The organism is Microbacterium sp. NPDC089698 (assembly GCF_044749045.1).
In the GTDB taxonomy this organism is placed as follows: Bacteria; Actinomycetota; Actinomycetes; order Actinomycetales; family Microbacteriaceae; genus Microbacterium.
The window spans coordinates 131,069-156,740 of sequence record NZ_JBIVHE010000004.1 but is presented as its reverse complement, the minus strand read 5'-3'; the positions used below and the strand labels follow the sequence as shown (position 1 = coordinate 156,740).

The 25,672-nt window shown below is 70.6% G+C and carries 22 protein-coding genes; 19 read left to right on the top strand and 3 right to left on the bottom strand.

Features of this window, described 5'->3' with window-relative positions; all coding sequences use genetic code 11:
* Positions 1-48: 48 nt before the first annotated feature.
* The 9 genes from ACIPY5_RS12685 (at position 49) to guaA (ending at position 12,857) form a co-directional block, all read left to right on the top strand.
* Positions 49-693, top strand: coding sequence for a TetR/AcrR family transcriptional regulator (locus ACIPY5_RS12685; protein WP_309338141.1), 645 nt, complete (start codon positions 49-51; stop codon positions 691-693).
* 91 nt (positions 694-784) lie between these two features.
* Complete coding sequence (locus ACIPY5_RS12680) at positions 785-1,030, top strand: AbrB/MazE/SpoVT family DNA-binding domain-containing protein (RefSeq protein ID WP_309338144.1); 246 nt, start codon at positions 785-787, stop codon at positions 1,028-1,030.
* Complete coding sequence (locus tag ACIPY5_RS12675) at positions 1,030-1,389, top strand: type II toxin-antitoxin system VapC family toxin (RefSeq protein WP_309338187.1); 360 nt, start codon at positions 1,030-1,032, stop codon at positions 1,387-1,389. Before ACIPY5_RS12680 ends, ACIPY5_RS12675 begins: the two co-directional genes overlap by 1 nt.
* Positions 1,390-1,518: 129 nt before the next feature.
* On the top strand, positions 1,519-3,207 hold the full coding sequence (locus ACIPY5_RS12670) for an ATP-binding cassette domain-containing protein (protein WP_309338147.1): 1,689 nt from the start codon (positions 1,519-1,521) through the stop codon (positions 3,205-3,207).
* A gap of 202 nt (positions 3,208-3,409) precedes the next feature.
* Complete coding sequence (locus tag ACIPY5_RS12665) at positions 3,410-4,531, top strand: GuaB3 family IMP dehydrogenase-related protein (RefSeq protein WP_309338151.1); 1,122 nt, start codon at positions 3,410-3,412, stop codon at positions 4,529-4,531.
* Positions 4,532-4,618: 87 nt separating this feature from the next.
* Positions 4,619-5,383, top strand: a complete 765-nt coding sequence (locus tag ACIPY5_RS12660) for an SURF1 family protein (protein WP_400971609.1) — start codon at positions 4,619-4,621, stop codon at positions 5,381-5,383.
* Positions 5,384-5,660: 277 nt separating this feature from the next.
* Entirely contained in the window at positions 5,661-10,682 is a 5,022-nt protein-coding gene (locus ACIPY5_RS12655; RefSeq protein ID WP_400971280.1) for an ExeM/NucH family extracellular endonuclease, read from the top strand.
* 106 nt (positions 10,683-10,788) lie between these two features.
* Positions 10,789-11,274, top strand: a complete 486-nt coding sequence (locus ACIPY5_RS12650) for a DUF3817 domain-containing protein (protein WP_309338157.1) — start codon at positions 10,789-10,791, stop codon at positions 11,272-11,274.
* Positions 11,271-12,857, top strand: coding sequence for a glutamine-hydrolyzing GMP synthase (guaA, locus tag ACIPY5_RS12645; protein WP_309338159.1), 1,587 nt, complete (start codon positions 11,271-11,273; stop codon positions 12,855-12,857). Before ACIPY5_RS12650 ends, guaA begins: the two co-directional genes overlap by 4 nt.
* 121 nt (positions 12,858-12,978) lie before the next feature.
* Here the strand turns inward: guaA and ACIPY5_RS12640 are convergent, their stop codons facing one another.
* Complete coding sequence (locus ACIPY5_RS12640) at positions 12,979-13,653, bottom strand: DNA alkylation repair protein (protein ID WP_400971275.1); 675 nt, start codon at positions 13,651-13,653, stop codon at positions 12,979-12,981.
* Positions 13,654-13,770: 117 nt separating this feature from the next.
* On the opposite strand from ACIPY5_RS12640, the gene ACIPY5_RS12635 reads away from it, so the two are divergent.
* Together ACIPY5_RS12635 and ACIPY5_RS12630 are read left to right on the top strand one after the other, a co-directional pair.
* Positions 13,771-14,196, top strand: coding sequence for a YciI family protein (locus ACIPY5_RS12635; RefSeq protein ID WP_309338163.1), 426 nt, complete (start codon positions 13,771-13,773; stop codon positions 14,194-14,196).
* A gap of 5 nt (positions 14,197-14,201) precedes the next feature.
* Positions 14,202-15,476 (top strand): RNA polymerase sigma factor, encoded by a 1,275-nt coding sequence (locus ACIPY5_RS12630; protein ID WP_400971271.1) that lies wholly within the window; start codon positions 14,202-14,204, stop codon positions 15,474-15,476.
* 69 nt (positions 15,477-15,545) lie between these two features.
* On the opposite strand, the gene ACIPY5_RS12625 is transcribed toward ACIPY5_RS12630, so the two are convergent.
* Positions 15,546-16,502 carry a Bax inhibitor-1/YccA family protein gene (locus ACIPY5_RS12625; RefSeq protein WP_400971268.1) on the bottom strand — a complete coding sequence of 319 codons (957 nt, stop codon included), beginning with the start codon at positions 16,500-16,502 and terminating at the stop codon, positions 15,546-15,548.
* Between the two features lie 87 nt (positions 16,503-16,589).
* Here ACIPY5_RS12625 and ACIPY5_RS12620 point away from each other — a divergent pair, with 87 nt between their 5' ends.
* The 8 genes from ACIPY5_RS12620 to ACIPY5_RS12585 all read left to right on the top strand — a co-directional run bounded on the left by ACIPY5_RS12620 (position 16,590) and on the right by ACIPY5_RS12585 (position 24,612).
* Complete coding sequence (locus ACIPY5_RS12620; protein WP_400971265.1) at positions 16,590-17,588, top strand: glycerophosphodiester phosphodiesterase family protein; 999 nt, start codon at positions 16,590-16,592, stop codon at positions 17,586-17,588.
* Between the two features lie 56 nt (positions 17,589-17,644).
* Positions 17,645-20,146, top strand: a complete 2,502-nt coding sequence (locus tag ACIPY5_RS12615; protein WP_400971262.1) for an ATP-dependent helicase — start codon at positions 17,645-17,647, stop codon at positions 20,144-20,146.
* Positions 20,147-20,214: 68 nt separating this feature from the next.
* The gene (locus ACIPY5_RS12610) at positions 20,215-21,357 is read left to right on the top strand and encodes an SseB family protein (protein WP_400971259.1); all 1,143 of its coding nucleotides are present in this window, start codon (positions 20,215-20,217) and stop codon (positions 21,355-21,357) included.
* Between the two features lie 136 nt (positions 21,358-21,493).
* Positions 21,494-22,117: a SipW-dependent-type signal peptide-containing protein gene (locus ACIPY5_RS12605; RefSeq protein WP_309338181.1), complete on the top strand. Its 624-nt coding sequence runs from the start codon at positions 21,494-21,496 to the stop codon at positions 22,115-22,117.
* Between the two features lie 33 nt (positions 22,118-22,150).
* Positions 22,151-22,783 carry a SipW-dependent-type signal peptide-containing protein gene (locus ACIPY5_RS12600; RefSeq protein WP_400971256.1) on the top strand — a complete coding sequence of 211 codons (633 nt, stop codon included), beginning with the start codon at positions 22,151-22,153 and terminating at the stop codon, positions 22,781-22,783.
* Positions 22,784-22,814: 31 nt separating this feature from the next.
* Positions 22,815-23,426, top strand: a complete 612-nt coding sequence (locus ACIPY5_RS12595; RefSeq protein WP_400971253.1) for a signal peptidase I — start codon at positions 22,815-22,817, stop codon at positions 23,424-23,426.
* Positions 23,423-24,073: a hypothetical protein gene (locus ACIPY5_RS12590; protein WP_400971250.1), complete on the top strand. Its 651-nt coding sequence runs from the start codon at positions 23,423-23,425 to the stop codon at positions 24,071-24,073. The genes ACIPY5_RS12595 and ACIPY5_RS12590 overlap by 4 nt, the downstream gene beginning before the upstream one ends.
* Entirely contained in the window at positions 24,070-24,612 is a 543-nt protein-coding gene (locus ACIPY5_RS12585) for a hypothetical protein (RefSeq protein WP_400971247.1), read from the top strand. The genes ACIPY5_RS12590 and ACIPY5_RS12585 overlap by 4 nt, the downstream gene beginning before the upstream one ends.
* A gap of 22 nt (positions 24,613-24,634) precedes the next feature.
* Here ACIPY5_RS12585 and ACIPY5_RS12580 read toward each other — a convergent pair whose 3' ends face one another.
* Positions 24,635-25,312, bottom strand: a complete 678-nt coding sequence (locus tag ACIPY5_RS12580) for a YqaJ viral recombinase family protein (protein WP_309341511.1) — start codon at positions 25,310-25,312, stop codon at positions 24,635-24,637.
* Between the last annotated feature and the right edge of the window lie 360 nt (positions 25,313-25,672).

The window sequence follows — 25,672 nt, the reverse complement described above, 5'->3', positions numbered from 1 at the left end:
GTAATCGAATGATTACAAAGTCAAGTCATTCGCTGATAACCTTTCGCCATGACTTCCGCAGCCCGCACGGATCCCGATGTCGGAGAGGATGCCGGCCGCCGGCTCTCCTCGCAGGAGCGTCGCGCGCAGATCATCCTCGCCGCGCTCACGGTCTTCGGTTCACGCGGGTACGAGGGTGCCACGACCGACCAGGTGGCCAAGGCCGCCGGCGTCAGCCAGCCGTACGTCGTGCGCCTCTTCGGCTCCAAGGAGAACCTGTTCCTCGCGACGATCGAGTTCGCCCTCGACCGCCTCCTCTCGGTCTTCCGCGAGGCGCTCGCGGCATCCGACGACGAGGGGGAGCGGCCGGTCGGCAAGCGCATCGGGGAGGCCTACGTCGACCTCATCGAGGTGCGGGGTCTGCACCAGACGCTCGCGCACGCGTATCTCCTCGGCAGCAACCCGGCCATCGGCGCCGCCGCGCGTCAGGGGTTCGTCCGGGTCTGGCGCTTCTTCCGCGACGAGGTGGGCCTCGATGCCGACGAGGCCCGGACCTTCCTCGCCGAGGGCATGCTCATCAGCACCATGATCGGCCTGCGGATCGTCGACGACTACGGATCCGATCCGCAGATCACCGAGCTGTTCCGCGCGTGCTTCCCGAACAAGCTGCCGCACGTGCTCGAGGTGCTGCCGCGCAACGAGCACCGGCTGTAGCGTCTGCGGTTCCGGCGGGTCCGGAACGGCGGGCCGCCGGCGGCGGCGAAGCGCAATCCCACCCGGCATCACCGAGTGGTACTTTTAAGACATGAGTACCACCTACGCGGCATCCATGGGCGATCGTGGGCGCTTGGTGGTTCCCGCAGGGCTTCGCGAGCGACAGCACTGGGAATCCGGAACGGCGCTGCTGTTCATCGAGACCGAGAACGGCGTCGTGCTCGCGACGCGGGAGCAGGCCAAGCGCATCGTGCGCGCGCAGCTCTCCGGCCAGGACCTCGTTCAGCAGCTGTTGGATGAGCGTCGCGCCGCGGCGGGGGCGGAGGACGCTGCGTGATGGTGCTCGACGCCTCCGCGGTGCTCGCGTTCCTGCAGGGCGAATCGGGTGCGGATCGCGTCGAGGCGGAGTTGGACGGCGGAGTCATCGGCGCGGCGAACTGGTCGGAGGTCGCGCAGAAGGTGCACGCGTCCGGCGGCGACTGGGGGGTCGCGCGCACCCTGCTGCTGAGTTACGACCTGAGAGTCGAACCGGTGGGCGTCGCGGATGCGGAAGGCGCAGCGGTTCGATGGCAGCGGGGGTCCGGGCTCTCTCTCGGCGATCGTCTCTGCCTGGCCTTGGCGGACCGGCTCGGTGCTCCCGCTCTCACGGCCGATCGCGCGTGGGGCGAATCGCACGACGTTGTCCAGCTTCGCTGACCGCGCCGGAGGCCTCTCGGCCTGACGGGCGTGGGCGGGATCCAGGACGGGAATCCCGCCCGCCGCCGTTCCTGATAGCCTGGTCGGCTCGCTATCGCGCACACGCGCGCGGGCGGAAGGACCACCACCGTGGGATACATCGATGTCGCCGGCGTCTCGCTCACCCTGCCCGACGGCCGCCCCCTGCTCGACGAGGCCTCGTTCCGCGTCGGCGCCGGATCCACGAGTGCCCTGATCGGGCCGAACGGCGCCGGGAAGTCCACGATCCTGCGGATCATCCGCGGCGAACAGGCGCCCGATGCCGGCGTCGTGACGATCGACGGATCCCTCGGCGTGATGGATCAGTTCGTCGGCCACGGTCGCGAGGGGCAGACCGTGCACGAGCTGCTCATCGCGGTCTCACCGGCGCGGATCAGAGTCGCAGCCGAGGCGCTCGAGGTCGCGGAGAACGCCCTCATCGAGGACGACACCGAGCCCACGCAGATGCGGTACGCGACGGCGATCGCCGAGTACGCGGATGCCGGCGGATACGAGCACGAGACGGTCTGGGACCAGTGCACGGTCGCCGCGCTCGGTCTCCCGTTCGAGCGGGCGCGGTTCCGCGATCTCGCGACGCTCTCCGGCGGCGAGCAGAAGCGGCTCGCGCTCGAGGCGCTGCTGCGCGGACCCGATGACGTGCTGCTGCTCGACGAGCCGGACAACTACCTCGACGTGCCGGGCAAGCGCTGGCTCGAGGAACGGCTGCGCGAGACGCCGAAGACGGTGCTGCTGGTGTCGCACGACCGGGAGCTGCTCGCGAGGGCGGCCGATCGGATCGTCACTCTCGAGCCGGGCGGCGCGGGTGCGACGGCGTGGGTGCACGGCGGCGGGTTCGCGACCTACCATCAGGCGCGGATCGACCGGATGGATCGTCTCGACGAGCTGCGCCGGCGCTGGGACGAGCAGCACGAGAAGCTGAAGACCCTGGTCGCGAACCTCAAGGTCAAGGCGTCCGCGAACGACGGCTTCGCCTCGCGGTATCAGGCTGCGCAGACGAGACTGCGGAAGTTCGAGGAGGCGGGGCCGCCCGAGGAGCGTCCGCCCGCGCAGGACTTCGACATGCGGCTGCGCGGTGCACGCACCGGAAAACGCGCGATCGTGTGCACCGCTCTCGAGCTGACCGGCCTCATGAGGCCGTTCGACGCCGAGCTCTGGTTCGGCGACCGTGTGGCGGTCCTCGGATCCAACGGATCCGGCAAGTCGCACTTCCTGCGGTTGCTGGCCCGTGGCGGCAGCGACCCCGATCCGACTCTCGGGCACCTCACGGGCGCGGGGGAGCGGCTCGACGAGGTCGCGCACACCGGCACGGCGGTGCTCGGCGCGCGTGTCGTGCCCGGACTGTTCGCGCAGACCCACGCGCATCCGGAGTTCGCCGGACGCACGCTGCTCGAGATCCTGCACCGCGGCGACGACCGCAGAGCGGGGATGCCCCGGGAGGCCGCCAGCTCGGCACTGGACCGCTACGGGCTGGTGCGCCAGGCGCAGCAGGAGTTCTCGCAGCTCTCCGGCGGGCAGCAGGCCCGGTTCCAGGTGCTGCTGCTCGAGCTGTCCGGCGCGACCCTGCTCCTGCTCGACGAGCCGACGGACAACCTCGACCTCGAGTCGGCCGAGGCGCTCGAGGACGCGATCGCGAGATTCGAGGGCACGGTCGTCGCGGTCACGCACGATCGCTGGTTCGCCCGCTCATTCGACCGCTTCCTCGTGTTCGGTGAGGACGGCGGCGTCTACGAGTCCGACGCCCCGGTGTGGGACGAACGGCGAGTCGCCCGCGCCCGCTGAGCGGCCGCACCGCGCGCCCCGCTTCCGAAGCCCGCGACGGATGCACGACGATGCGACGGATGCACGACGGATCCGCCGATCCGGTCGTGCATCCGTCGCACGATCCTGCATCCGTCGCAGCGGTGCGGGCGCAGGCGTGGGCCCGCACCGGCGGGAGCCCCGGCCCGCTGAGCCACAGGGGCAACCCGGGTAGGCTGGGTTCGTGACCCAGGAGATCGAGCTCGGCCGAGGCAAGCGCGCGCGCCGCGCATACACGTTCGACGACATCGCGGTGGTGCCCTCGCGGCGCACCCGCAACCCGGAGGACGTGTCCACCGCGTGGACGATCGACGCGTTCCCGTTCGAGATCCCCGTGCTCGGCGCCCCGATGGACTCGGTGATCAGCCCCCGCACGGCGATCATGCTGGGTCAGCTCGGCGGACTGGGCGTGCTCGACCTCGAAGGACTGTGGACCCGGTACCAGGATCCCGAGCCGCTGCTCGCCGAGATCGCCGGCCTCGACGAGGCCACCGCCACGTCGCGCATGCAGGAGCTCTACGCCGAGCCGATCAAGCCAGAGCTGATCAAGGCGCGCCTGGCCGAGATCCGCGACGCCGGTGTCACGGTCGCCGGATCCCTCACGCCGCAGCGCACTCAGGAGCTCTACCAGACGGTCGTCGAAGCGGGCGTCGACCTCTTCGTCATCCGCGGCACGACCGTCTCCGCCGAGCACGTGTCGAGCGTCGCCGAGCCGCTCAACCTGAAGAAGTTCATCTACGACCTCGACGTCCCCGTGATCGTCGGCGGTGCCGCGACCTACACCGCTGCCCTGCACCTCATGCGCACCGGTGCGGCGGGCGTGCTCGTCGGCTTCGGCGGGGGAGCCGCCTCGACCACGCGCGCCACGCTGGGCATCCACGCGCCGATGGCCACCGCGGTCTCCGACGTCGCCGCCGCGCGCCGCGACTACCTCGACGAGTCGGGCGGACGCTACGTGCACGTGATCGCCGACGGCGGTGTGGGCACCTCGGGCGACATCGTCAAGGCGCTCGCGATGGGCGCCGACGCGGTCATGCTCGGCGTCGCGCTCGCGCGCGCGACCGATGCGCCCGGCCAGGGCTTCCACTGGGGTCCCGAGGCGCACCACCCGAAGCTGCCGCGCGGCCGCCGGGTGGCGGTCGACGGCGTCGCGACCCTCGAGGAGATCCTCTACGGCCCGGCCCCCGTGGCCGACGGCACCGCCAACCTCATCGGAGCGCTGCGCAAGTCGATGGCGACCACCGGCTACTCCGATCTCAAGGAGTTCCAGCGCGTCGAGGTCGTGCTGTCTCCCTACGAGTCCTGAACCCCGCCGTTCTTGAACCCTCCCGTGTCGTCTCCGCAGCGCCCCGTCGCCTCAACGCCCGAGTTCCCGCCGACCCTGCGCGAGGTGATGCTGCGCGGTCGCTGGATCGGCATGCTGCTGCTGTGCCTCGTGGTCGCCGGGGTGTTCGCCTGGCTCGGCCAGTGGCAGCTCGGCCGCGCCATCGACACGAACCCGCCGGCGCCCGGCGCCACCGAGAAGGTGCTGCCGATCGACCAGGTCGTGAAGCCCGGCGCCTACCTCGACGGGCCCCTGGTCGGGCAGCGCGCGGAGACGAGCGGATCCTGGGTCCCCGGTGACTTCCTCATCGTCTCCTCGCGCTTCAACGACGGCGCCGAGGGCTACTGGGTGACCGGTCAGCTGCGGATCGCCGGCACCGCGAAGCCCACGTCGTTGGCCGTCGCGATCGGATGGGCTCCCGATGAGAAGGCCGCCGAGGCCGCGGTGCAGAAGCTGGAGAAGACGGCGGACGGATCCGTCCTCACCGTGACGGGTCGGCTCATCTCCGACGAGGGCCCGGTCGCCCCGCCGCAGGACCAGCCGACCCGCATGGACCGGATGTCGCCCGCGGCGCTGCTCGGCTTCTGGCACGACACCGCCGAGCTGAACGTCTACCGGCCCTACCTGGCCTCCGGCACCCCGCTCGGCGGTCTCGACACGATCTCCTCGCCGGCTCCGGAGGAGCACTCCTCGGTCAACTGGCTGAACATCTTCTACGCGGTGGAGTGGGCGATCTTCGCCGGCTTCGCGTTCTACCTCTGGTACCGGCTGGCGAAGGACGCCTGGGAGCGTGAGGTCGAGGAGTTCGAGGAGCGCCGCGGCGCCGCGGGTTGAGACAGCCCGAATCCCGTCTGCCGCTCTTCTGAGCATCGGAAAGGTGCACTTCTGAGCACCGGAATCGGCGCGGATGCGCGTTCGCGCGGGTGGCTCTCCGCGAGCCCAGTCCTCCGTTGGTGACGGGCCGGTGAACAGCTTTCAGCCAGTGCATATCTTCCTTGAAGAGGGTCCATAGCCTCGCCTATCGTCGGTGAGGTGTGCGGCTGCCCGAATGCGCCGCGCACCGACGGCCCCGACCGGGAGCCGTCGCATCCGTTCCGTGGAGGCAGCGCTGATGAAGTCCGTCCCCGATGAAGGGCACCGCATGGTTCCCTCGTCGTTCCGCAGAAGAGGGGCGCGACTCGGCGCCCTCGCCGCGACCACCGTCGCCGCGCTGAGCTTCGGCTGCCTCGCAGCCGTCCCGGCGTTCGCCGACACGACCGGCACCGGTGTCGTGATCAACGAGGCCTACCTCTCCGGCGGCAGCGCCGGCGCGGCCTACACGAACAAGTTCGTGGAGCTCTACAACCCGACGCACGCGGCCGTCGCTCTCGACGGTCTCTCCCTGCAGTACCGCTCGGCGACCGGCACCGGCAACTCGAGCGGCACCGTCCCGCTCTCCGGCACGATCGCGGCCGGCGGCTACTACCTCATCCAGGGCAGCAGCAACGGGACGAACGGCGCGGCCCTGCCCACGCCCGACGCGACCAGCAGCCTGAACCCGAGCGGCAGCTCCGGCACGATCGCGCTGGTCAAGGGCGCGGCCGCCATCAGCCTCCCCACCGGATCCGTCACCGGCAACACCGACGTGATCGACCTGCTCGGCTACGGCACGTCCAACACCTTCGAGGGCGCGGCGGCCACGGCCCCCGCAGGCAACACCGACGTCAAGTCCCTCAACCGGACGAACGGGGCCGACACCGACTCGAACAGCGCCGACTTCACGCTGTCCGCCACGCTCACCCCGAAGAACACGTCCGCCGCGGCCGAGTTCCCGACCGACCCCGGCACGGACCCCGAGCCGACCCCCACCCCGACCCCGACCGACACCCAGGCTCCGGGCGAGGCCAAGACCATCGCCGAGGTGCAGGGCACGACCGACACCTCGCCGTTCGTCGACCAGACCGTCACCGTGCAGGGCATCGTGACCGGCGACTACCGCACCGGCGGCTACAAGGGCATCAGCATCCAGACCGAGGGCACCGGCGGCGACGTCAAGACCGACGGCGCCTCGGACGGCATCTTCGTCTACCTCAACGCGCTGGCCCCGTCCGTCGCCCGCGGCGACCTCGTCTCGGTGACAGGCAAGGTCTCCGAGTACTTCGGCCAGACCCAGATCAACCCGGCCGCGGTCGGGGACGTCTCCGTCGTGAAGGCCGGCGTCGGCGTGCCGCAGCCCGTCGCGCTGTCCGACAGCGTGCGCGGTGCGGACCGCGAGGCGTACGAGAACATGCTCGTCGCGCCCACCGGCACCTACAAGCTCGCCTCCAGCCACCAGCTCTACAACTACGGCGCGCTGTGGCTCAACGCGGGTGACAAGCTCAACGTCAAGGCCACCGAGCTCGCACGCCCGGGTGCCGACGCCGACGCGATCACGGCCGCGAACCGCGCGAACCGGATCCTCCTCGACGACGGCTGGTCCTCCCAGATCGGCAAGGGCGGCCACACCGGCGGCCAGCCGTACTTCACGAAGGACACGGTCGTCCGCAATGGCGACACCGTGAACTTCCCCGCCGAGGGCGAGGTCCTGCAGTACGGCTTCGACGACTGGCGGTTGCAGCCGGTGGTGCCCATCTCCGGCACCAGCGACGCCTCGCACAAGCCCACGTTCGGTTCCGAGAACCCGCGCCCGGCCGCTCCGCCGGTCGTCGGCGGCGACGTGAAGGTGGCGTCGTTCAACGTCTACAACTTCTTCACGACGCTCTCCAGCCAGGACGCGAACGCCCGCGGCGCCAAGACGGACGCGCAGTTCCAGATCCAGCGGTCGAAGATCGTCTCCGCGATCAGCGGCCTGGGCGCCGACGTCGTCGGCCTCATGGAGGTCGAGAACGGGCCGAAGTTCGGTCTCGCCCTCGACGCGCCGCTCAAGAACCTCGTGCAGGGGCTCAATGACGCGGCGGGATCCGAGGTGTGGGACTACGTCCGCACGCCCGCGGCGCTGAACGACCCGTCGATCACCGACGCGATCACGACCGCGATCATCTACAAGAAGGCCTCCGTCACCCTCAAGGGCGACGCGTCGACCATCATCGACGAGACCGTCTTCGGCAACGCGCGCGAGCCGATCGCGCAGACGTTCCAGACCGCTCAGGGGCGCGTCCTCTCCGTCGTCACGACGCACCTGAAGTCGAAGTCCCCGCCGCAGAACGCGGGCCCCGAGCCTGCCGACGGCCAGGGCTTCTTCAACGCCGACCGCGTCGCCCAGGCCAAGGCCGAGCTCGCGTTCGCGCAGAAGGTGCAGAAGGACTCGGGCAGCGATGACGTCTTCCTCGTCGGCGACTTCAACGCCTACGGCAAGGAGGACCCGATCGACGTCTTCACCCAGGCCGGGTGGACCGACGTCGAGCCGACGCACGCGGCGGGTCAGTACACCTACTCCTTCGACGGCGAGCTCGGATCCCTGGACCACGTGATCGCGTCGCCGTCCGCGGCGAAGGCCATCACCGGCGCCGGGGTGTGGAACATCAACTCGCCCGAGTGGAGCGACCGCGGCTACGCCTTCGCGGCCACCGAGGCCGGCACCCCGTACCGCTCCAGCGACCACGACCCGATCCTGGTCGGCGTCAAGGGCGCGGCGGATCCGATCGACATCAACGTCGCGACGATCAACGACTTCCACGGGCGCATCGAGGCCGACGGCGCCGCCGCCGGAGCCGCGGTGCTGGCCGGGGCGGTCGAGCAGATCCGGGCGCAGAACCCGAACACGATCTTCGCGGCCGCGGGCGACCTCATCGGCGCCTCCACGTTCACGTCCTTCATCCAGCAGGACAACCCGACGATCGACGCGCTCAACGCGGCCGGTCTCGATGTGAGCGCGGCGGGCAACCACGAGTTCGACCAGGGCTACGCCGACCTCCGCGACCGTGTGGAGAAGCGCGCCGACTGGACCTACCTCAGCTCGAACGTGTTCCTGACCGCCACCGGCGAGCCCGCGCTCACCCCGGCCTGGGTCAAGGACATCAAGGGCGTCAAGGTGGGCTTCATCGGAGCCGTCACCGAGGACCTGCCGACCCTCGTCTCGCCGGACGGGATGAAGGGCCTCGAGGTCCGCAGCATCCCCGAGTCGGTGAACAAGGTCGCGAAGCAGCTGCGCGACGGCGACGCCTCCAACGGCGAGGCCGACGTGATCATCCTGCTCGTGCACGAGGGCGCGACCACGACCGACGTGGCCAGCATCACCCCCGAGTCGCGTCTGGGCGAGATCGTGAACGGCGTCTCGAAGGACGTCAACGCGATCGTCTCGGCGCACACGCACCTCGCGTACAACCACGTGATCGACGGCCGTCCGGTGGTCTCCGCCGGGCAGTACGGCGAGAACCTGGGCCTGATGGACATCAAGGTCGACCCGACGAGCAAGAAGCTGCTCTCGATCACCAACGAGATCAAGCCGCTCACGGTGGGCGGCAAGCCCGCCTTCCCGGCCGACCCGAAGGTGCAGGCGATCGTCGACGCCGCCAAGGAGAAGGCCGCGGAGCTGGGCTCGGTCAAGCTCGGCGACATCACCGCCGACTTCAACCGCGCCCGGCAGAGCGACGGCAAGACCGAGAACCGCGGTGGCGAGTCCACCCTGGGCAACTTCGTCGCCGACGTGCAGAAGTGGTCGACCGGCGCGGACTTCGCGGTCATGAACCCGGGCGGTCTGCGTGCCAACCTCACCTACGCGTCGAGCGGCGCGGGGGATGCGGACGGCAGCGTGAGCTACAAGGAGGCCGCGACCGTGCAGCCCTTCGCCAACACGCTCATGACGGTGAAGCTCACCGGAGCGCAGGTGAAGCAGGTGCTCGAGCAGCAGTGGCAGCCCGCGGGATCGGCGCGTCCGTTCCTCAAGCTCGGCGTCTCCAAGGAGCTGACCTACACGTACGACCCGGCCGCTGCGGCGGGTGCGCACATCACGGGCATCCTCGTGAACGGCGCGCCGATCGATCCGGCCGCGACCTACACCGTGGGCGCGAACGCCTTCCTCGCGGCAGGCGGCGACGCGTTCACCGCGTTCCAGCAGGGCACCGACAAGAAGGACACCGGCAAGGTGGACCTGCAGTCGATGGTCGACTGGTTCGCGGCGAACAAGACGGCATCCCCTGACCTCGCCCAGCGCGCGGTCGGCACGGTGCTCTCCGCTCCCGCCGACGCGGCCGGCTACAGGGCAGGGGAGAGCGTCACGCTGAACCTCAGTTCGCTCGCGTTCACCGCGGGGGAGAAGGCGCCCGGTGACGTCACGGTCTCGCTCGGCGGCAAGGACCTGGCCACCGCGCCGGTGGACCCGGCCATGACCCTGGACGCCTTCGACGAGGCGGGCACGGCCACGCTGACGTTCACGATCCCCGAGGGCGTGACGGGCGCGCAGGCGCTGCACGTCACGGTCGCCGGCACCGGTACCGCGGTGCAGCTGCCGATCACGGTCGCCGGATCCGACACCGGATCCTTCAACGGCACCGTCTCGGTCGGCGCGGCCAAGGTCCTCGCGGGCGAGAAGCTGACGCTGGCCGGCCAGGCCTTCGAGCCCGGCGAGACGCTGACGCTGCAGCTGCGCGAGCAGGGCAAGAAGGGCACGGTCATCGACCTCGGCACCGTCAAGGTCGGCGGCGACGGCTCGTTCTCCGTGTCGCCGGTGGTGCCGCGCTCGACCAAGGGCGGCGACTACCTCGTCGCCGCGACCCAGGCCGACGGCGACGAGGCGACCGCCTCCGTCACCGTGGTCCGCGGGAAGGGCCAGCTCAAGCTCGGCTCCTCCTCGGTCGCCGCGGGCGGCAGCATCACGATCGCGGGCTCGGGTCTCGATGAGAACCAGGCCGTCGCGCTCGAGCTGCACTCCACCCCGGTCTCCCTGGGATCTGTGACGACCGACGCGGACGGCGCGTTCTCGGCGACCGTCACGATCCCCGCGGGCACCACCCCCGGAGAGCACCACGTGGTGGCGATCCTGGCGGACGGCTCCCAGATCACCGCGGCGATCACCGTCGCCGCGGCGGGATCCGCGGCCGGCGGCGGTCTCGCGCTGACCGGTGCGGACTCGGGCTCGTTCCTGCTCCTCGCCGCGGTGCTGCTCGCACTCGGCCTGGGCCTGATCGTGGCCCGTCGTCGCCTGCGCGCGGAGTGATCCTCCCGCGCTGACCTGCGAAGGCCGTCGGATCCCCGGATCCGGCGGCCTTCGCCGTTTCGGGGGCCCGGGAATCGCGCACAGGTCGGGCGCCTAGAATGGATGCATGCCCGAACCGAAAGCCGCGAGCTTCCCGGCCATCCGCGGGGCGCTGAAGTTCTACCAGATCGCGTCTGTGATCACCGGCGTCATGCTCCTGCTCCTGGTCACGGAGATGGTCCTCAAGTACACCCCGATCCACCTCGAGCTCTTCGCGGGCGGATCCGGCGGCTTCCTCTGGTTCGCCCCGGTCGTCGAGGGGCTGCACGGCGGACTCGAGTCCACGGGCAACGGCCTGAACCTCTCGATGGGCATCCTGGTCGCGCACGGCTGGTTCTACGTCGTGTACCTCTTCGCCTGCTTCCGGGTGTGGAGCCTGATGCGCTGGCCGTTCCTCCGCTTCATCATGCTCGCCCTCGGCGGCGTCGTGCCGTTCCTCTCCTTCATCATGGAGACCCGCGTCGCCCGTGAGGTGAAGGCGTATCTCGCCGCCCGCGAAGCGTCGTCCGATCAGACCTCCTCGACCACTCCCGCCACGGAAGGTGCCCGTTGACCGACAACACTCCCGACACCGAGCAGCGCCCCGCCCTCGTCGTCGACTTCGGTGCGCAGTACGCGCAGCTGATCGCCCGCCGCGTCCGCGAGGCCGGCGTCTACAGCGAGATCGTGCCGCACACCGCGACCGCCGCCGAGATCGCGGCGAAGAACCCGGTCGCCCTGATCCTCTCCGGCGGTCCGTCCTCGGTCTACGAGGAGGGCGCGCCGCAGCTCGACCCGGCCGTGTTCGAGCTCGGGGTGCCGACGCTGGGCATCTGCTACGGCTTCCAGTACATGGCTCGCACGCTCGGCGGCGAGGTCGCGAACACGGGCCTGCGCGAGTACGGCGCGACGGATGCGATGATCCCGGTCAACGACTCAACGCTGCTGGGCGGCCAGCCCGCCGAGCAGAACGTGTGGATGAGCCACGGCGATCAGGTCGCCCGCGCTCCTGAGGGCTTTGAAGTGCTCGCCTCCACCGGATCCACCAAGGTCGCCGCGTTCGCGGACGAGGAGCGCAAGCTCTACGGCGTGCAGTGGCACCCCGAGGTCAAGCACTCCGACCACGGCCAGGAGATCATCGAGAACTTCCTGCACAAGGGTGCGGGCCTCCCGGCCGACTGGAACAGCGACAACGTCATCGCCGAGCAGGTCGAGCGGATCCGCGCGCAGGTCGGCGACGCCCGCGTGATCTCCGCGATGTCCGGCGGCGTCGACTCCGCCGTCTCCACGGCGCTCGTGCACCGGGCGATCGGCGACCAGCTCACCGCGGTCTTCGTGGACCACGGCCTGCTCCGCAAGGGCGAGCGCGAGCAGGTCGAGCGCGACTTCGTCGCGGCGACCGGCGTGCGCCTGATCACCGTCGACGCGGAGGACACCTTCCTCGGCCACCTCGCCGGGGTGACGGATCCGGAGACCAAGCGCAAGATCATCGGCCGCGAGTTCATCCGCGCCTTCGAGCAGGTGCAGCGCGACCTCGTCGAGGAGGCCAAGGCCTCGGGGGAGAAGGTCAAGTTCCTCGTGCAGGGCACGCTGTACCCCGATGTCGTCGAGTCCGGCGGCGGTGCGGGCACCGCGAACATCAAGTCGCACCACAACGTGGGCGGCCTGCCCGACGACCTCGACTTCGACCTCATCGAGCCGCTGCGCACCCTGTTCAAGGACGAGGTGCGCGCGATCGGCCGCGAGCTCGGGATCCCCGAGGCGATCGTCGGACGTCAGCCGTTCCCCGGACCCGGCCTCGGGATCCGCATCATCGGCGAGGTCAACCGCGAACGCCTCGACATCCTGCGCGAGGCCGATGCGATCGCCCGTGAGGAGCTGACGCTCGCCGGTCTCGACCAGACCATCTGGCAGTGCCCGGTCGTGCTGCTCGCCGACGTGCGCTCCGTGGGCGTGCAGGGCGATGGTCGCACCTACGGCCACCCGGTCGTGCTGCGCCCCGTCTCGTCCGAGGACGCGATGACCGCCGACTGGACCCGCCTGCCCTACGACGTGCTCGCGAAGATCTCGAACCGCATCACGAACGAGGTGCGCGAGGTCAACCGCGTGGTGCTCGACGTGACCTCCAAGCCGCCGGCAACCATCGAGTGGGAGTGACCCCGAAGCCCCCGCTCCGCTGACGGCGAGACTCCAACTGGGCGACGAGAATGCGGCTGTGAAGCGCATTCTCGTCGCCCAGTTGCAGTCTCGCGGTCAGGAGCGGAAGCTGTGGGCCGGGTCAGCTGAGGTGCTTGAGGGCCTCGCGGCGGCTCAGCGGGGAGAGGGCGGGGTGGGCGTCGACGAAGCTGCGCACCCACTCCGGGTCGGTGCGCGCGAAGTCCCGCAGCGCCCAGCCGATCGCCTTGCGGATGAAGAACTCCGGATCCGCGATGTTCGGCTCGATCGCGTCGGTGAGCAGCGCGCGATCGGTCGCGCCCTTGCGCTGCAGCTGCGCGATGATCGCGACCCGGCGGATCCAGAAGTCCTCGTCATCGGACCAGACCCGCAGCTCGACGGCCAGTTCGGCGGGATGCGCCTCGAGGAGATCCGCGAGACGGTGCGCGACCTCGTCGACGTGGTCCCACCAGGCCCCCGTGCGGACCATCTCCTCGTGCACGTCCAGCATGTCCAGCCGCCCGCGCAGCGGCCGCAGGGCCATCAGCGCCTGTGCGGCATAGCGCTCCTCGCGGTACTCGGCCGCGCGCCACAGCCCGAGCGCGGCGTCGCGCAGCTCCTCCGCGTCCGCGACCCCGCGCGCAGCCTCCCGGGTGAGCCGCCGGACCTCGGGCACGCGCACGCCGAGGAACGGCATGGCCGACTTCATGTACGCCTGCTGGCCGGGGGCGAGCGCGGGATCCGCGGCGTCGCGCAGCACCTCTCGGACGGCGGCGGCGAGGGGCGAGGAGGAGGTCACATCAGCAGTGTAGGAATCTTTCGGAGAATCTTCGACGGACTGTCGATCCGGCGTCTTCTCGTTCGACGTCTTGAGTGAGAGGGTCGAGACACGACCTGAGACGAGGAGACAGAGACCATGAAGTTCATGCTGATCATGCGCGCGGACGAGCAGGGTGTGCGGGCGTACGAGGACATGCCGTTCGAAGAGGTCATCGCGGCGATGGGCCGGTACAACGAGTCGATGATCAAGGCGGGCGTGCTGCTCGCCGGCGAGGGGCTCACCGACGCGGCCGAGGGCTTCGTCGTCGACTTCTCCGCCGAGGCGCCCCTGGTCACCGACGGCCCCTACGGCGAGACCAAGGAACTGTTCAACGGCTTCTGGATTATCGAGGTGTCCACGCGCGAGGAGGCTGCGGAGTGGGCCAAGCGCGCCCCGCTCGGCCCGGGCGCCTACCTCGAGGTGCGCCGCGTCACCGAGCTGGAGGACTTCCCGGCCGACAACGAGTGGATCCAGAAGGAGGCCGGCTGGCGCGAGGAGGCGGCCGCCCGCGCGGCCGAGTGAGGGCCATGCCGGGATCCGATTCCACGGCGGCGGCGGGCTCCCCGACGGAGCGCGCCGTCGCCGCGGTGTGGCGCATCGAGTCGGCGCGCATCGTCGCGACCCTGACCCGCTTCACCGGCGACTTCGGCCTCGCGGAGGACCTCGCCCAGGACGCGCTCCTGGAGGCGCTCGCCCAGTGGCCGCGGGACGGCGTCCCGGCGAACCCCGCGGCCTGGCTGACGGCGGTCGCCAAGCGCCGTGCGATCGACGGCTGGCGGCGCAGGGAGCGCTACGACGATCGCCTCGCCGTGATCGCCCACGACCTCGCGCAGGAGCAGGACGACGCCCTCGATGCGCCGCCGTGGGATCCCGACGCGATCGACGACGACGTGCTGAGGCTCGTCTTCATCGCCTGCCACCCCGTGCTGTCGCGCGAGGCTCGTGTGGCGCTCACGCTGCGCGTGGTCGGCGGCCTCACCACGGAGCAGATCGCGCGCGCCTTCCTCGTGCCGACCGCGACCGTTCAGCAGCGGATCGTGCGCGCCAAGAAGACCCTCGCCGCGGCGAGGGCGCCCTTCGAGGTGCCGTCGCGGGAGGAGCTCCCGGCGCGGCTCGGCGCCGTGCTCGGCGTGCTGTACCTCGTCTTCAACGAGGCGCACGCGGCGACGGCGGGGGAGGACCTGCTGCGCCCGGATCTGGGCCGCGAGGCGATCCGCCTCGCCAGGGTGCTCACGGCACTCCTGCCCGGCGAGCCCGACGTGCACGCGCTGCTCGCGCTCATGGAGCTCACGGCCGCCCGCTTCCCTGCGCGCGTCGACGCGCACGGGGATCCCGTGCTCCTCGCGGATCAGGACCGCCGGCTGTGGGACCGCGGCAGGATCGCGCGCGGGCGCGCCGCGCTGGCCCGCGCGGACGCCTTCGGACGGGGGCGCGGTGCGTATGCACTGCAGGCCGCGATCGCCGAATGCCATGCGGTCGCGCCCTCGGTCGAGGAGACCGACTGGGCCACGATCGTGCTGCTGTATGAGGCGCTCGGCCGGATCGCGCCGTCGCCGGTCGTGGAGCTCAATCGCGCCGCCGCCGTCGCGATGGCCACGGGGCCCGCCTCGGCGCTGCGCATCATCGACGCCCTCGTCGAAAGCGGTGCGCTGCGCGGATACCACCTACTGCCCGCCACGCGCGGCGAGCTGCTGCTGCGACTCGGTCGCGAGGAGGAGGCGCGTTCGGAGTTCGCGGTGGCCGCCGGCCTCGCCGGGAACGACCGCGAGCGCGCACTCCTCGAGCAGAAGGCGCGCGGCTGAGCGGATCCGCCCGCACCGACGACGAAGGCCGCCCTCCGAGGAGAGCGGCCTTCGTGCGTGGAGCCGTGGCTAGTTGGATCTGGCGATCGCGATCATGCGCAGGATCTCGACGTACAGCCAGACGACGGTGACCATGATGCCGAAGCCGCCGAGCCAGCCGTAGACCCGCGGGGCGCCGTTGCGGACGCCCTGCTGGATCTGGTCGAAGTCCATCACGAGCGAGTAGGCCGCGAGGAAGACCACGAGCACGCCGATGATGAGGCCGAGCGGGATGCCGGCGACCTTGGCGCTGTAGAGGCCGAACATCATGTCCTGCGGCAGCACCTTGAAGAGCATGAGGCCGACGTTCAGCAGCGAGAAGACGAGGTAGCCGAGCATCGCGATCATCACGATCTTGGTCATCTTCGCCGAGGCACGGACCTTGCCGCTCGCGAACAGCGCCAGGGTGACCGCGACCACGGCGACGGTCGCGAGGCTGGCCTGCAGCACGATGCCGGGCCACATGACCTCGAAGTAGGCCGAGATGCCGCCGACGAAGAGACCCTCGAACGCCGCATAGGCGAAGATCAGCCCGGGGCGGACCTTCTTGCGCGAGGTGAAGCTCACGATCATCGCGAGGACGAAGCCGCCGAGCGCGCCCACGAGCCACGGCCACAGCGCGATCTTGCTGATCGCGGCCGCACGCACGTACGGGTCGGTGGTGTCGGGCACCGCGGCGCCGCCGAGCGTGAAGAACCAGCCGACCACGGCGAAGACGAGCAGGATGCCGAACAGGCCCGCGGTCTTCCACACGGTGTCCTCGACGGTCATCCGGTTGGTCTCGATCGAGCCCGCGGGCGGAGCCGCGTACATCCCCTCGAGGTTGGCGTTCACAGCGGCCTGCTGCGCGGCGGCGAACTGCCCGGCGGGCGGCGGCGGCGCGTACTGCCCGTTCTGGGTGCCCGCCTGCGGGCCTCCGGGATAGGTCGCGACGGCGCGCGGATCCTTCTCCTTGAACGCCGGGTTGTTGAACGCGAAGTTGCTCATGGTCGGCCTCACTCCTCAGAAGTGGTGGTCATCTTCCCTCTACGATAGCGGCGGATCCTCTGCGTGGCACTGCCGTACGCTGAGAGCGTGACCCGACGGATCCCGCTCGACGTCCCCCTGATCATCGGCCATCGAGGCGCTCCCGGTTATCGTCCCGAGCACACCGCCTCCTCCTATCGTCTCGCGTTCGCGATGGGCGCGGACGCGGTCGAGCCCGACGTCGTCGCCACCCGCGACGGCGTGCTCGTGATCCGGCATGAGAACGAGATCTCCGGGACCACCGACGTCGCCGATCATCCCGAGTTCGCCGGCCGGCGCATCACGAAGCACATCGACGGCGTCGCGCTCACGGGCTGGTTCACCGAGGACTTCACCTGGGCCGAGCTGTCCACACTGCGCTGCCGGGAGCGCGTGCCGGCGCTGAGGCCCGGATCCGCGGGGTTCGACGACACCGAGCCGATCCTGCGGCTGTCCGATCTGCTCGCGCTCGTGGCGGAGGCCTCGGCCGAGCACGGCAGAGAACTCGGCGTCGTGCTGGAGATCAAGCACGCCACGTTCTTCGCCGGGCTGGGGCACGACCTCGCGGCGCTGGTCGAGCGCGACCTGAGGGCCGCCGGCTGGGCCTCGGGGGAGCACCCGCTGTGGGTCGAGTCCTTCGAGCTGACCGTGCTCGGCGCGCTGCGCACGCGCGGCGTGCAGGGCGTCTACGTCTATCTGCTCGAGGCAGAGGGGGCTCCTGCGGACCTCGTCGCGCGCGACGGGGACGCGGCACCGGACTACGCGGAAACCCTCACCCCCGCGGGGCTCGATGCCCTGCGCGGCGTGGTCGACGGCATCAGCGTCGACAAGCAGATCCTGCTGCGCGGCACCGGACGCGAACTGGTCGCGGAGGCGCACGAGCGCGGCCTCGTCGTGTTCACCTGGACCTGCCGCCCCGAGAACGCCTTCCTCGACCGGCGGTTCCGCACCGGCGCTCCTTCGACCTTCGGGGACTACCGGGCGGAATGGGCGGCGATCGCCGGCACCGGCGTCGACGGCGTCTTCGTCGATCATCCCGATCTGGGTCAGGCCGCGTTCCGGGGCTGACGGAGAGCCGCACGGCCGGGCTCGATGTCGGCGGGCGGACCTAGACTTGGGAGGTCATGAGCGAAGCCCCTTCCCCCGTCATCCTCCCGCCCGGATCCTCCCTCCGAGGGCCGGCGGGGCCGACTTCCGGCGCCTCCGCCGACGACCTGCTCTCGGGGCTCAACCCGCAGCAGCTCGACGCGGTCACCTACCGCGGCCAGGCGCTGCTGATCGTCGCCGGCGCGGGGTCGGGCAAGACCAGCGTGCTCACCCGTCGCATCGCCCTGCTGCTGCGCCAGCGCGAGGCCTGGCCCAGCCAGATCCTGGCGATCACCTTCACCAACAAGGCCGCAGGGGAGATGCGCGAGCGCGTCGAACAGCTCGTGGGCGATTCCGCGCGGGGCATGTGGATCTCGACGTTCCACTCTGCCTGCGTGCGGATCCTGCGGCGTGAGGCCGAGCAGTTCGGCTTCACGAAGTCGTTCACGATCTACGACTCGGGCGACTCGCGCGCGCTCATCAAGAGGCTCGTGAAGGACCACGAGGCCGATGCGTTCGGCTTCACCCCCGCCGCGATGCAGTCGCGGATCTCGAAGCTCAAGAACGAGCTGCAGGACGCGGAGTCCTACGCCCGGCAGGCGAACATGTCGGATCCGGCCGAGCGCGTCTTCGTCGAGGTCTTCGCCGACTACCAGCGCCAGCTGCAGAAGGCCAACGCCTTCGACTTCGACGACCTCATCGGGCAGACTGTGTACCTGTTCCGCGCGTTCCCGCAGGTCGCCGACACGTACCGCCGCCGGTTCCGACACATCCTCGTGGACGAGTACCAGGACACCAACGCCGCCCAGTACGCCCTGATCCACGAGCTCACCCGTCCGGTGCAGGGCGACGCGCCCGAGCCGTATGCCTCCAACGGCATGATGATCTTCGAGCCCGACCCGCACGAGGCGGCGGGCGCCGAGCCGGGTGCATCGCTCACCGTCGTCGGCGACTCCGATCAGTCCATCTACGCCTTCCGCGGTGCGGACATCCGCAACATCAGCGAGTTCGAGCGCGACTTCCCCGGCGCGAAGGTCGTGCTGCTTGAGCAGAACTACCGCTCGACGCAGAACATCCTGTCGGCGGCGAACGCCGTGATCAGCAACAACTTCGACCGCAAGGACAAGAAGCTCTGGAGCGACAAGGGGGCCGGCCACGCGATCGTCGGGTTCACCGGCTACTCGCAGCACGACGAGGCGCAATTCGTCGCCGATGAGGTCGAGTCGCTGCGTCGTGCCGGCATGCCGTACGGCGAGATGGCGGTCTTCTACCGCACCAACTCGCAGTCCCGTGCACTGGAGGAGATCTTCATCCGCTCCGCCGTGCCGTACAAGATCATGGGCGGCACCAAGTTCTACGAGCGCGCCGAGATCAAGGACGCGCTCGCCTACCTCGTGGCGGTAGCGAACCCGGCCGATGAGATGGCCGTGCGCCGGATCCTGAACAAGCCGCGCCGCGGCATCGGCGACGTCACCGAGACATCGATCGCCCGCTTCGCCGAGGAGCACGGACTGAGCTTCCGGGACGCTCTCGCGCACACGTCCCAGCTCGGTGTGGGACCGAAGATCCAGGCCGCGATCGCGCTGCTGGATGCGGTGCTGCGGGAGGCGACGGAGATCATGCTCCCGGCCTCGGGCGAGATCGCGCCGCCCACCGCGGTCGCCGAGGGGCTAACGCTGCTGCTGCAGAAGAGCGGCTACATGGATGCACTGCGCGCGAGCCGTGACCCGCAGGACGAGGCGCGGCTGGAGAACCTCGACGAGCTCATCGCGGTGACCCGCGACTTCGCGCGGAACAACCCGGAGGGCACGATCGCCGACTTCCTCACCGAGGTCGCGCTCGTCTCCGACGCCGATGACCTCGACGACGAGTCCGGGGTGGTGTCGCTCATGACGATGCACACCGCCAAGGGCCTCGAGTTCGACGCCGTGTTCGTGACCGGCGTGGAGGAGGACCTCATCCCGCACCGGATCTCGGCGAACGAGCCCGGTGGTCCGCAGGAGGAGCGGCGCCTCTTCTATGTGGGGATCACGCGCGCCCGCAAGCGCCTGCACATCTCCCTCGCGATGACCCGCGCGCAGTTCGGCGAGGTCTCGGTCGCGATGCCGAGCCGGTTCCTGCAGGAGATCCCGGCCGAGCTCATCGACTGGCGGCAGTCCCCGGGAGACGTGAACTCGCGCGGTGGGATGCAGTCGCGCGCGCTCAACGCCCGTCGCCCTGGCGGATCCGGAGGGTACGGATCCGGCGGTTCCGGCGGCGGATCCGGCGACAGGTTCGCACCGCGGGCGCTGCCGAAGCGCGACGGGCTCAAGCCGCTGTCGACCGCGATGGACAAGTTCCCGAACCGGGTCACGGCGAAGGTGCGCGACAACGGCGACCTCGAGCTCGCCGCGGGCGACCGCATCCGTCACGACGACTTCGGCGAGGGCACCGTCGATGCCATCACGGGCGAGGGCGCGAAGCGGATCGCGCACGTGCGCTTCGACGCCGCGGGCCAGAAGAAGCTGCTCGTCAAGATCGCACCGATCGAGAAGCTCTGACCGTCGCCCGGCGACCGTGGTGCGCACACCGGGCGTGGCGCAGGGCGGTCCCGGTTTAGGCTGGGGCAATGGGCCTTTTCTCGCGCCGTAAGAAGCAGGACGACGACGTCACGCCGGAGTCCGCTCCCGCCGCCGCGGAGGCCGCCCCGGATGCCGGGGCGAGCACGTCCGCGTCCGGCGCGACGGCGTCCGCGGACGATGCCGCCGCTCCGGTGGTCAACGTCTCGGTGCAGGCCTTCCGCGGCCTGGGATCGCCCTCCGGCCCCGCGGTCGCCCCGCCCGCCGAGACTCCGGCAGCAGGGCACGATCTGATCGACCCCGTCGAAGACGAGACGCCGATCGCCCCCGCGCAGGTGCAGGCGCCGTCGGGCCGTCCGCCGCTTCCGCTCGCGCCGGTGGATCCGCCCGAGCAGACCGAGTCGATCCCCGGCATGCCCGACAACGCGCTGCTGCGCGACGCCCTCGCACAGCTGGGGGAGGACGCGACTCAGGCCGAGCTGCTGGGTGTGCTGCGTCAGTCGCTGCAGGGACACCTCTTCCTGCGCGTGAGCGGCGATGCCGGCGAGCAGATCAAGGAGGGCAAGCCCCTGGCGATCGCGGTCGTCAACGACGGCGAGAACTCCTTCATGCTCGCGTTCAGCTCGGCCGCCGCCGTGCGCGACTCCGTGGAGCAGGGCGACGAGGACCCGGCCGAGACCTCGGCCGTGGTGCAGCCCGTGCAGGCGGTGTACCAGAACGTCATCGACGGACCGTTCGCGGGCCTCATCATCGACAACGCCTCCGAGCCGCACCGCGTGGTGTTCCCCTCGGAGATCCTGCAGAAGGCGCTCGAGGAGGCGGATCCGACGTTCGCCGTCAAGGCTCTGCTCGCGGCTCCCCGCGAGGCGGACTCGGAGGCCCGCGTCGCCGAGGCGCTGACCACCGCCCGGCTCTGGGTCGCGGTGAGCGACGTCGACGGCGATGGCCAGTATGGCGTGGCGGAGGCGCACACCGCCGACGGCTCGCGCTACCTGCAGCTCTTCAGTCACCCGCTCGAAGTCATCGCGCTCGGCCGCGGCGACCAGCCCCTGCCGTTCACGGCCGAGCAGATCGGTGGCGTGCTGGCGCAGCAGCCCGGGATGAGCGGGGTGCTGATCGACGCCGCGGGTCCCGCGATCGCCGTGAGCCGCGAGGCTCTCGCGCCCGTGATCGCGCTCGCTCCGGCCGAGTAGAGGCGGGCTCCGAGGCCGCGATCGACCGCTCCTCAAGGTTCCCTGAAGGAAGCCTGAAGAAGGAGACAGGTTCCTTGCATACCGGTATTCCGGCTTCCAGGATGGGGTGCATCAGCCCCTGACCGCAAGGAACAACATGAACGCCGAGGCATCCTCCACACGCAACCGCCGCAAGATCCTCGCTGTGCTCGCCGGAGGACTCGTCCTCGGCGTCGGCGCGGCCATCACGCTCGCCGCATGGAACGACTCCGAGTTCGCGACCGGCACCTTCACCGCCGGCTCCTTCAACCTCGAGGGATCCACGACCTCCGGGACCGCAGGATTCAGCAATCACAACGTGACGAAGGGCGACACCGCCGCCGCCCTGAGCTTCAGTGCGCCGTTCAGCAACCTCACGCCGGGTGACGTCGTCTACGCGCCGTTCTGGGTGCGCCTGGACAGCACGACGACCAACAATGCGACGCTCGTCGCCTCGACCGGCACCGGCACGGGCGCCAACGCGACCAACATCTCCTACTCCGTGTACTCGATCGCGCCCGCCGCGACGTGCGACGCGACCGCCACCAGCGGCACCCTCGTCGCCTCGGGCACCGACCTCACGACCTTCACGGCCGGATCCAGCGTCGCCCTCACCAAGGGAGCCACCGCGGGAACGGCGGGCACCGCCACGCAGCTGTGCTTCGTCGCGACGGCGAAGTCGACCCTCGCCCAGGGAGGGGCTGCGACCGGGACCTGGTCGTTCACGGCCACCTCGAGCTGACCCATGGCTTCCGGGGAGACTACGACCGTCGGGATGACGCGTCGCCGCCTCCGCACGCGCCGGCGCGGGCTCGCCCTGAGACGGATCAGGGCGGTGCTCGCCGGCGGGCTCGTGCTCGGCGTCGGCGCCACCGTGACGCTCGCGAGCTGGAATGACGGGGAGTACGCCACGGGCACGTTCACCGCGGGGAAGTTCGACGTCGTCGGCAGCATCAACGGCACGGCCTTCGCGAGCCACGCGACCGCCGGCACGGCGATCGCCATGACCTTCGCCGCGGCCGCGGACGCGGCGGCGCTGGCGCCGGGCAAGACGGTCTATGCGCTGTTCAGCGTGAAGACCGCCAACCCGTCCGTCGCAGGCACGGTCAAACTCACCGCCAGCACCTACGCCTCGGGCACCCTCGCCGACTACCTCACCTACGGGGTGAAGACCGTCACGGCCGCGCAATGCGCGTCGGCCGCCGACTATGCGGCGGCGGGATCCACGGTCGTCATCGCGGACGGGTCGGCGCTGAGCACCTCGGCGACCGCATCCCAGACGGTCACCGCCAACGGCGGGAACCAGGTGAACTATTGCTTCGCGATCACCATGCCGTCGACGGTCGGCAACGGCGCGCAGGGCCTGGCCCTGACGCAGACGTGGCAGTTCGCCGCGACGTCGAGCTGACATCCCCCGCAGGACGAGAAGGAGAAGGAACGTGACCCAGGCGACGACCCCGGCACCGCTGACCCGCCGAGCGCAGCGCGAATCCGGCACGCCCGCCCCGCGGCGCAGGCCGACCGCGCGTGGCGTGCTGAGCGAGGTGCTGCTGTGGGTCGCCGCACTCGCGGGCCTGGTCTGCATCGTTCTCGTGGTGCTGGCGTTCACCGCCCACATCACCCTCATCATGTTCCGCACCGGATCCATGTCGCCGACGATCCCTGCAGGATCCGTCGCGATCGTGCAGCAGATCCCGGCGAGTCAGGTGCACGTCGGCGACGTGGTGACGGTCGATCGTCCGGGTCAGCTGCCCGTCACGCACCGGGTGCGCGCGGTCGAGGACGGCACGGCGCCGGCCGAGCGGCTCATCACCCTGCGCGGCGACGCCAACGCGCAGGACGACCCCGCGCCCTATCCGGTGAGCACGGTGCGGATCGTGCGCTTAGCGATCCCGGGCCTCGCGCCCGTCATCGTGGCGTTCGGCAACCCGTTCGTGCTCGGCGGGCTCACCCTCGGCGCGACGGCGCTCGTGATCTGGGCGTTCTGGCCCCGGACGGGCGGTCGCGCCCGGAAGGCCGGTACGGCGACCGAGGGCGATCCGGGGTCATGACGAAGCGGATCGGGTGCGCGGCGATCGTCCTGCTGGCCGGGGCGCTCGGGGTGCTGACCGCGGCGCCGGCGCCGGCGCAGGCCGCGGTCGTGACCGAGACCGTGCAGGGGCAGTATGTGCAGATCGTCTCGAGTGCGGACTGGTCCGCTGCTGCGGCGATGTCGGACGGCAGGAGCGTGCGCTGGGACCTGACGGTCAGCGCGCACGCGCCGGATCCCGGATCCGTGCGGGTGAGCGTCAGTGCGAGCGGCGCCGCACCGCTCTCGGTCGACGTCCGCACCTGCGCGGAATCGTGGCGGGATTCGGGCTGCCCGTCGGGGGAGCGCACGCTCCGAGCCGGCTGGGTCGTGCCGCGCGGCGGGCAACCGGTCGAGGTCGAGGCGATCTCCGCGGACGACGTCGCGCACCTGCGCTTGGACGTGCGCGTCGGCGGCGACGCACGGCAGGGTGCCTCCACGCAGATCCGGGTGCATGCGGACGGATTCGGGGACGCCGTGCAGATCGGGCCGGGGGCGGAGCACGCCCTTCCGGCGACAGGAGGCGCGGTGCCGGTGCTCGTCATCGTCGTCGGAGGCGTGCTCGTCCTCGCGGCGGTCACCATCCTCGTCGTCGGGGCACGACGCTGGCGCGGCGGTGACGAGCGATGAACCGGCGCAGCGGAGCGCGAAGGACGCTCACCGGGGTCCTCGCGGCCCTCGGCGTCCTGTTTCTCGGGCTGATCCTGCTCTCCCCGCCGCCGCAGAAGACCGACGCGTCCTACACCGATCCCGAGTTCGCGGGAGGAAGCGGCATCACCGCGGTCCGACTCGTGCCTCCGCAGATCACCGGGGTCTCGACGTGTCGTAGTGCGCTGCTCGGTGGCAACATCATGATCGTGACGTGGAAGTGGGCGGCGCAGACCGCGCCCTACTCCGGCTTCACCGCCGCCGCCGACACGGAATGGCAGATCGCGGGCACGGCGTGGCAGGCGGTGCCCACCACGGGCCCCGACGCGAACGGGGTCTACACCACGACGTTCAGCAGCAGCCTGCTCTCGGGTCTTCTGGGAGGGCTGCTCGGCGAGTCCTTCAACTCCAACGTGCGCACCAAGGCGTGGACGAGCTGGGTGTCGCCGAACGTGTCGACGCTCACCTACACCAAGCCGATCCTGACCACACCCACCTGCACGTTCGCGAACGGGACGTGACAGGGCCCGCCCCGGGCAGCGGTCACTCCGCCAGGGCGAGGGCGCGGAACATGTCCCGCTCGCGCAGCGCGTCCCTGCTGCTGGGCGCGGCCTGCGCCTGGCGGGGCGGCGTCTGTCCCGTGGTGCGGTGATAGAGCTCGTCGATCAGGCGGGTGGCGAGGCCGACCAACTGGCCGATCTCGCGATCGTCGCGGTCGATCCACACCGATTTGGGCTCGTCGTGGATGGGCTGGAAGTCGTCGTGCTCCTCCCATACGAACAGCGTGCGCTCGGCGCCGAGCACGTGCTGCTGCCACCACACCTGTCGCAGATAGGTGCGCGGGATGGAGCGCCATGACTTGTTGGTCGTCTTGATCTCCGCCAGGAGGACGCGTCCGTCGGCCTCCTGCACGATGCCGTCAGGGGTGGCCAGGTGGCGCTTCTCGATCTCGGCGCAGAACAGCGCGGACGAGGGCATGATGCCGTGCGTGGCCGCGACCCACGCGGCGATCTCGGGCTCTCGCCGCCGGCCGTGGTCGGTGAAGGCGTTGCCGCCGAAGCGCGGTCCCGCGCCGAGCTTCGCGTCCGCGGCGCGGGCGATCGAGCTGTCGCTGGTGAGTCCTGCGACGTCTGTCGCGGTGATGCCGCGCGCCCTGGCCCGCAGCCACGCCACTCGATCGCGGGAATCCGCGATGATGCGCGCTTCGAGCTCCGGGGTCACCCATCGAGGCTACCTCCGCCCGCCGACGCCCACGACCTGGCGCGCCGCGCGGTGAGCGTTGGCGTGCGCACGGGTCGTTGCCGAGTACACGGATCGTTGCCGGGCGCACGGGTTGTTGGCGTCAGGATCCCGTGCGTTCGGCAGGATCCGGTGCGCTCGCCGAGCGCGCACCGCCCCGATTTGGGGGAGCCGTCGGGATGCCGTAGTCTTGTCATAACCGAAGACCGCTGGTCATCGTCGTGTGCGCGAGCACGAGGCGATCGAAGCACTGCCGGATCATGGATCCGAACGGCAGAGGCCCGCGCAGGTGTCACGAACGATCTCCAGGATTCTGGATCACGCTCCGTGCGCTTGCGCCGG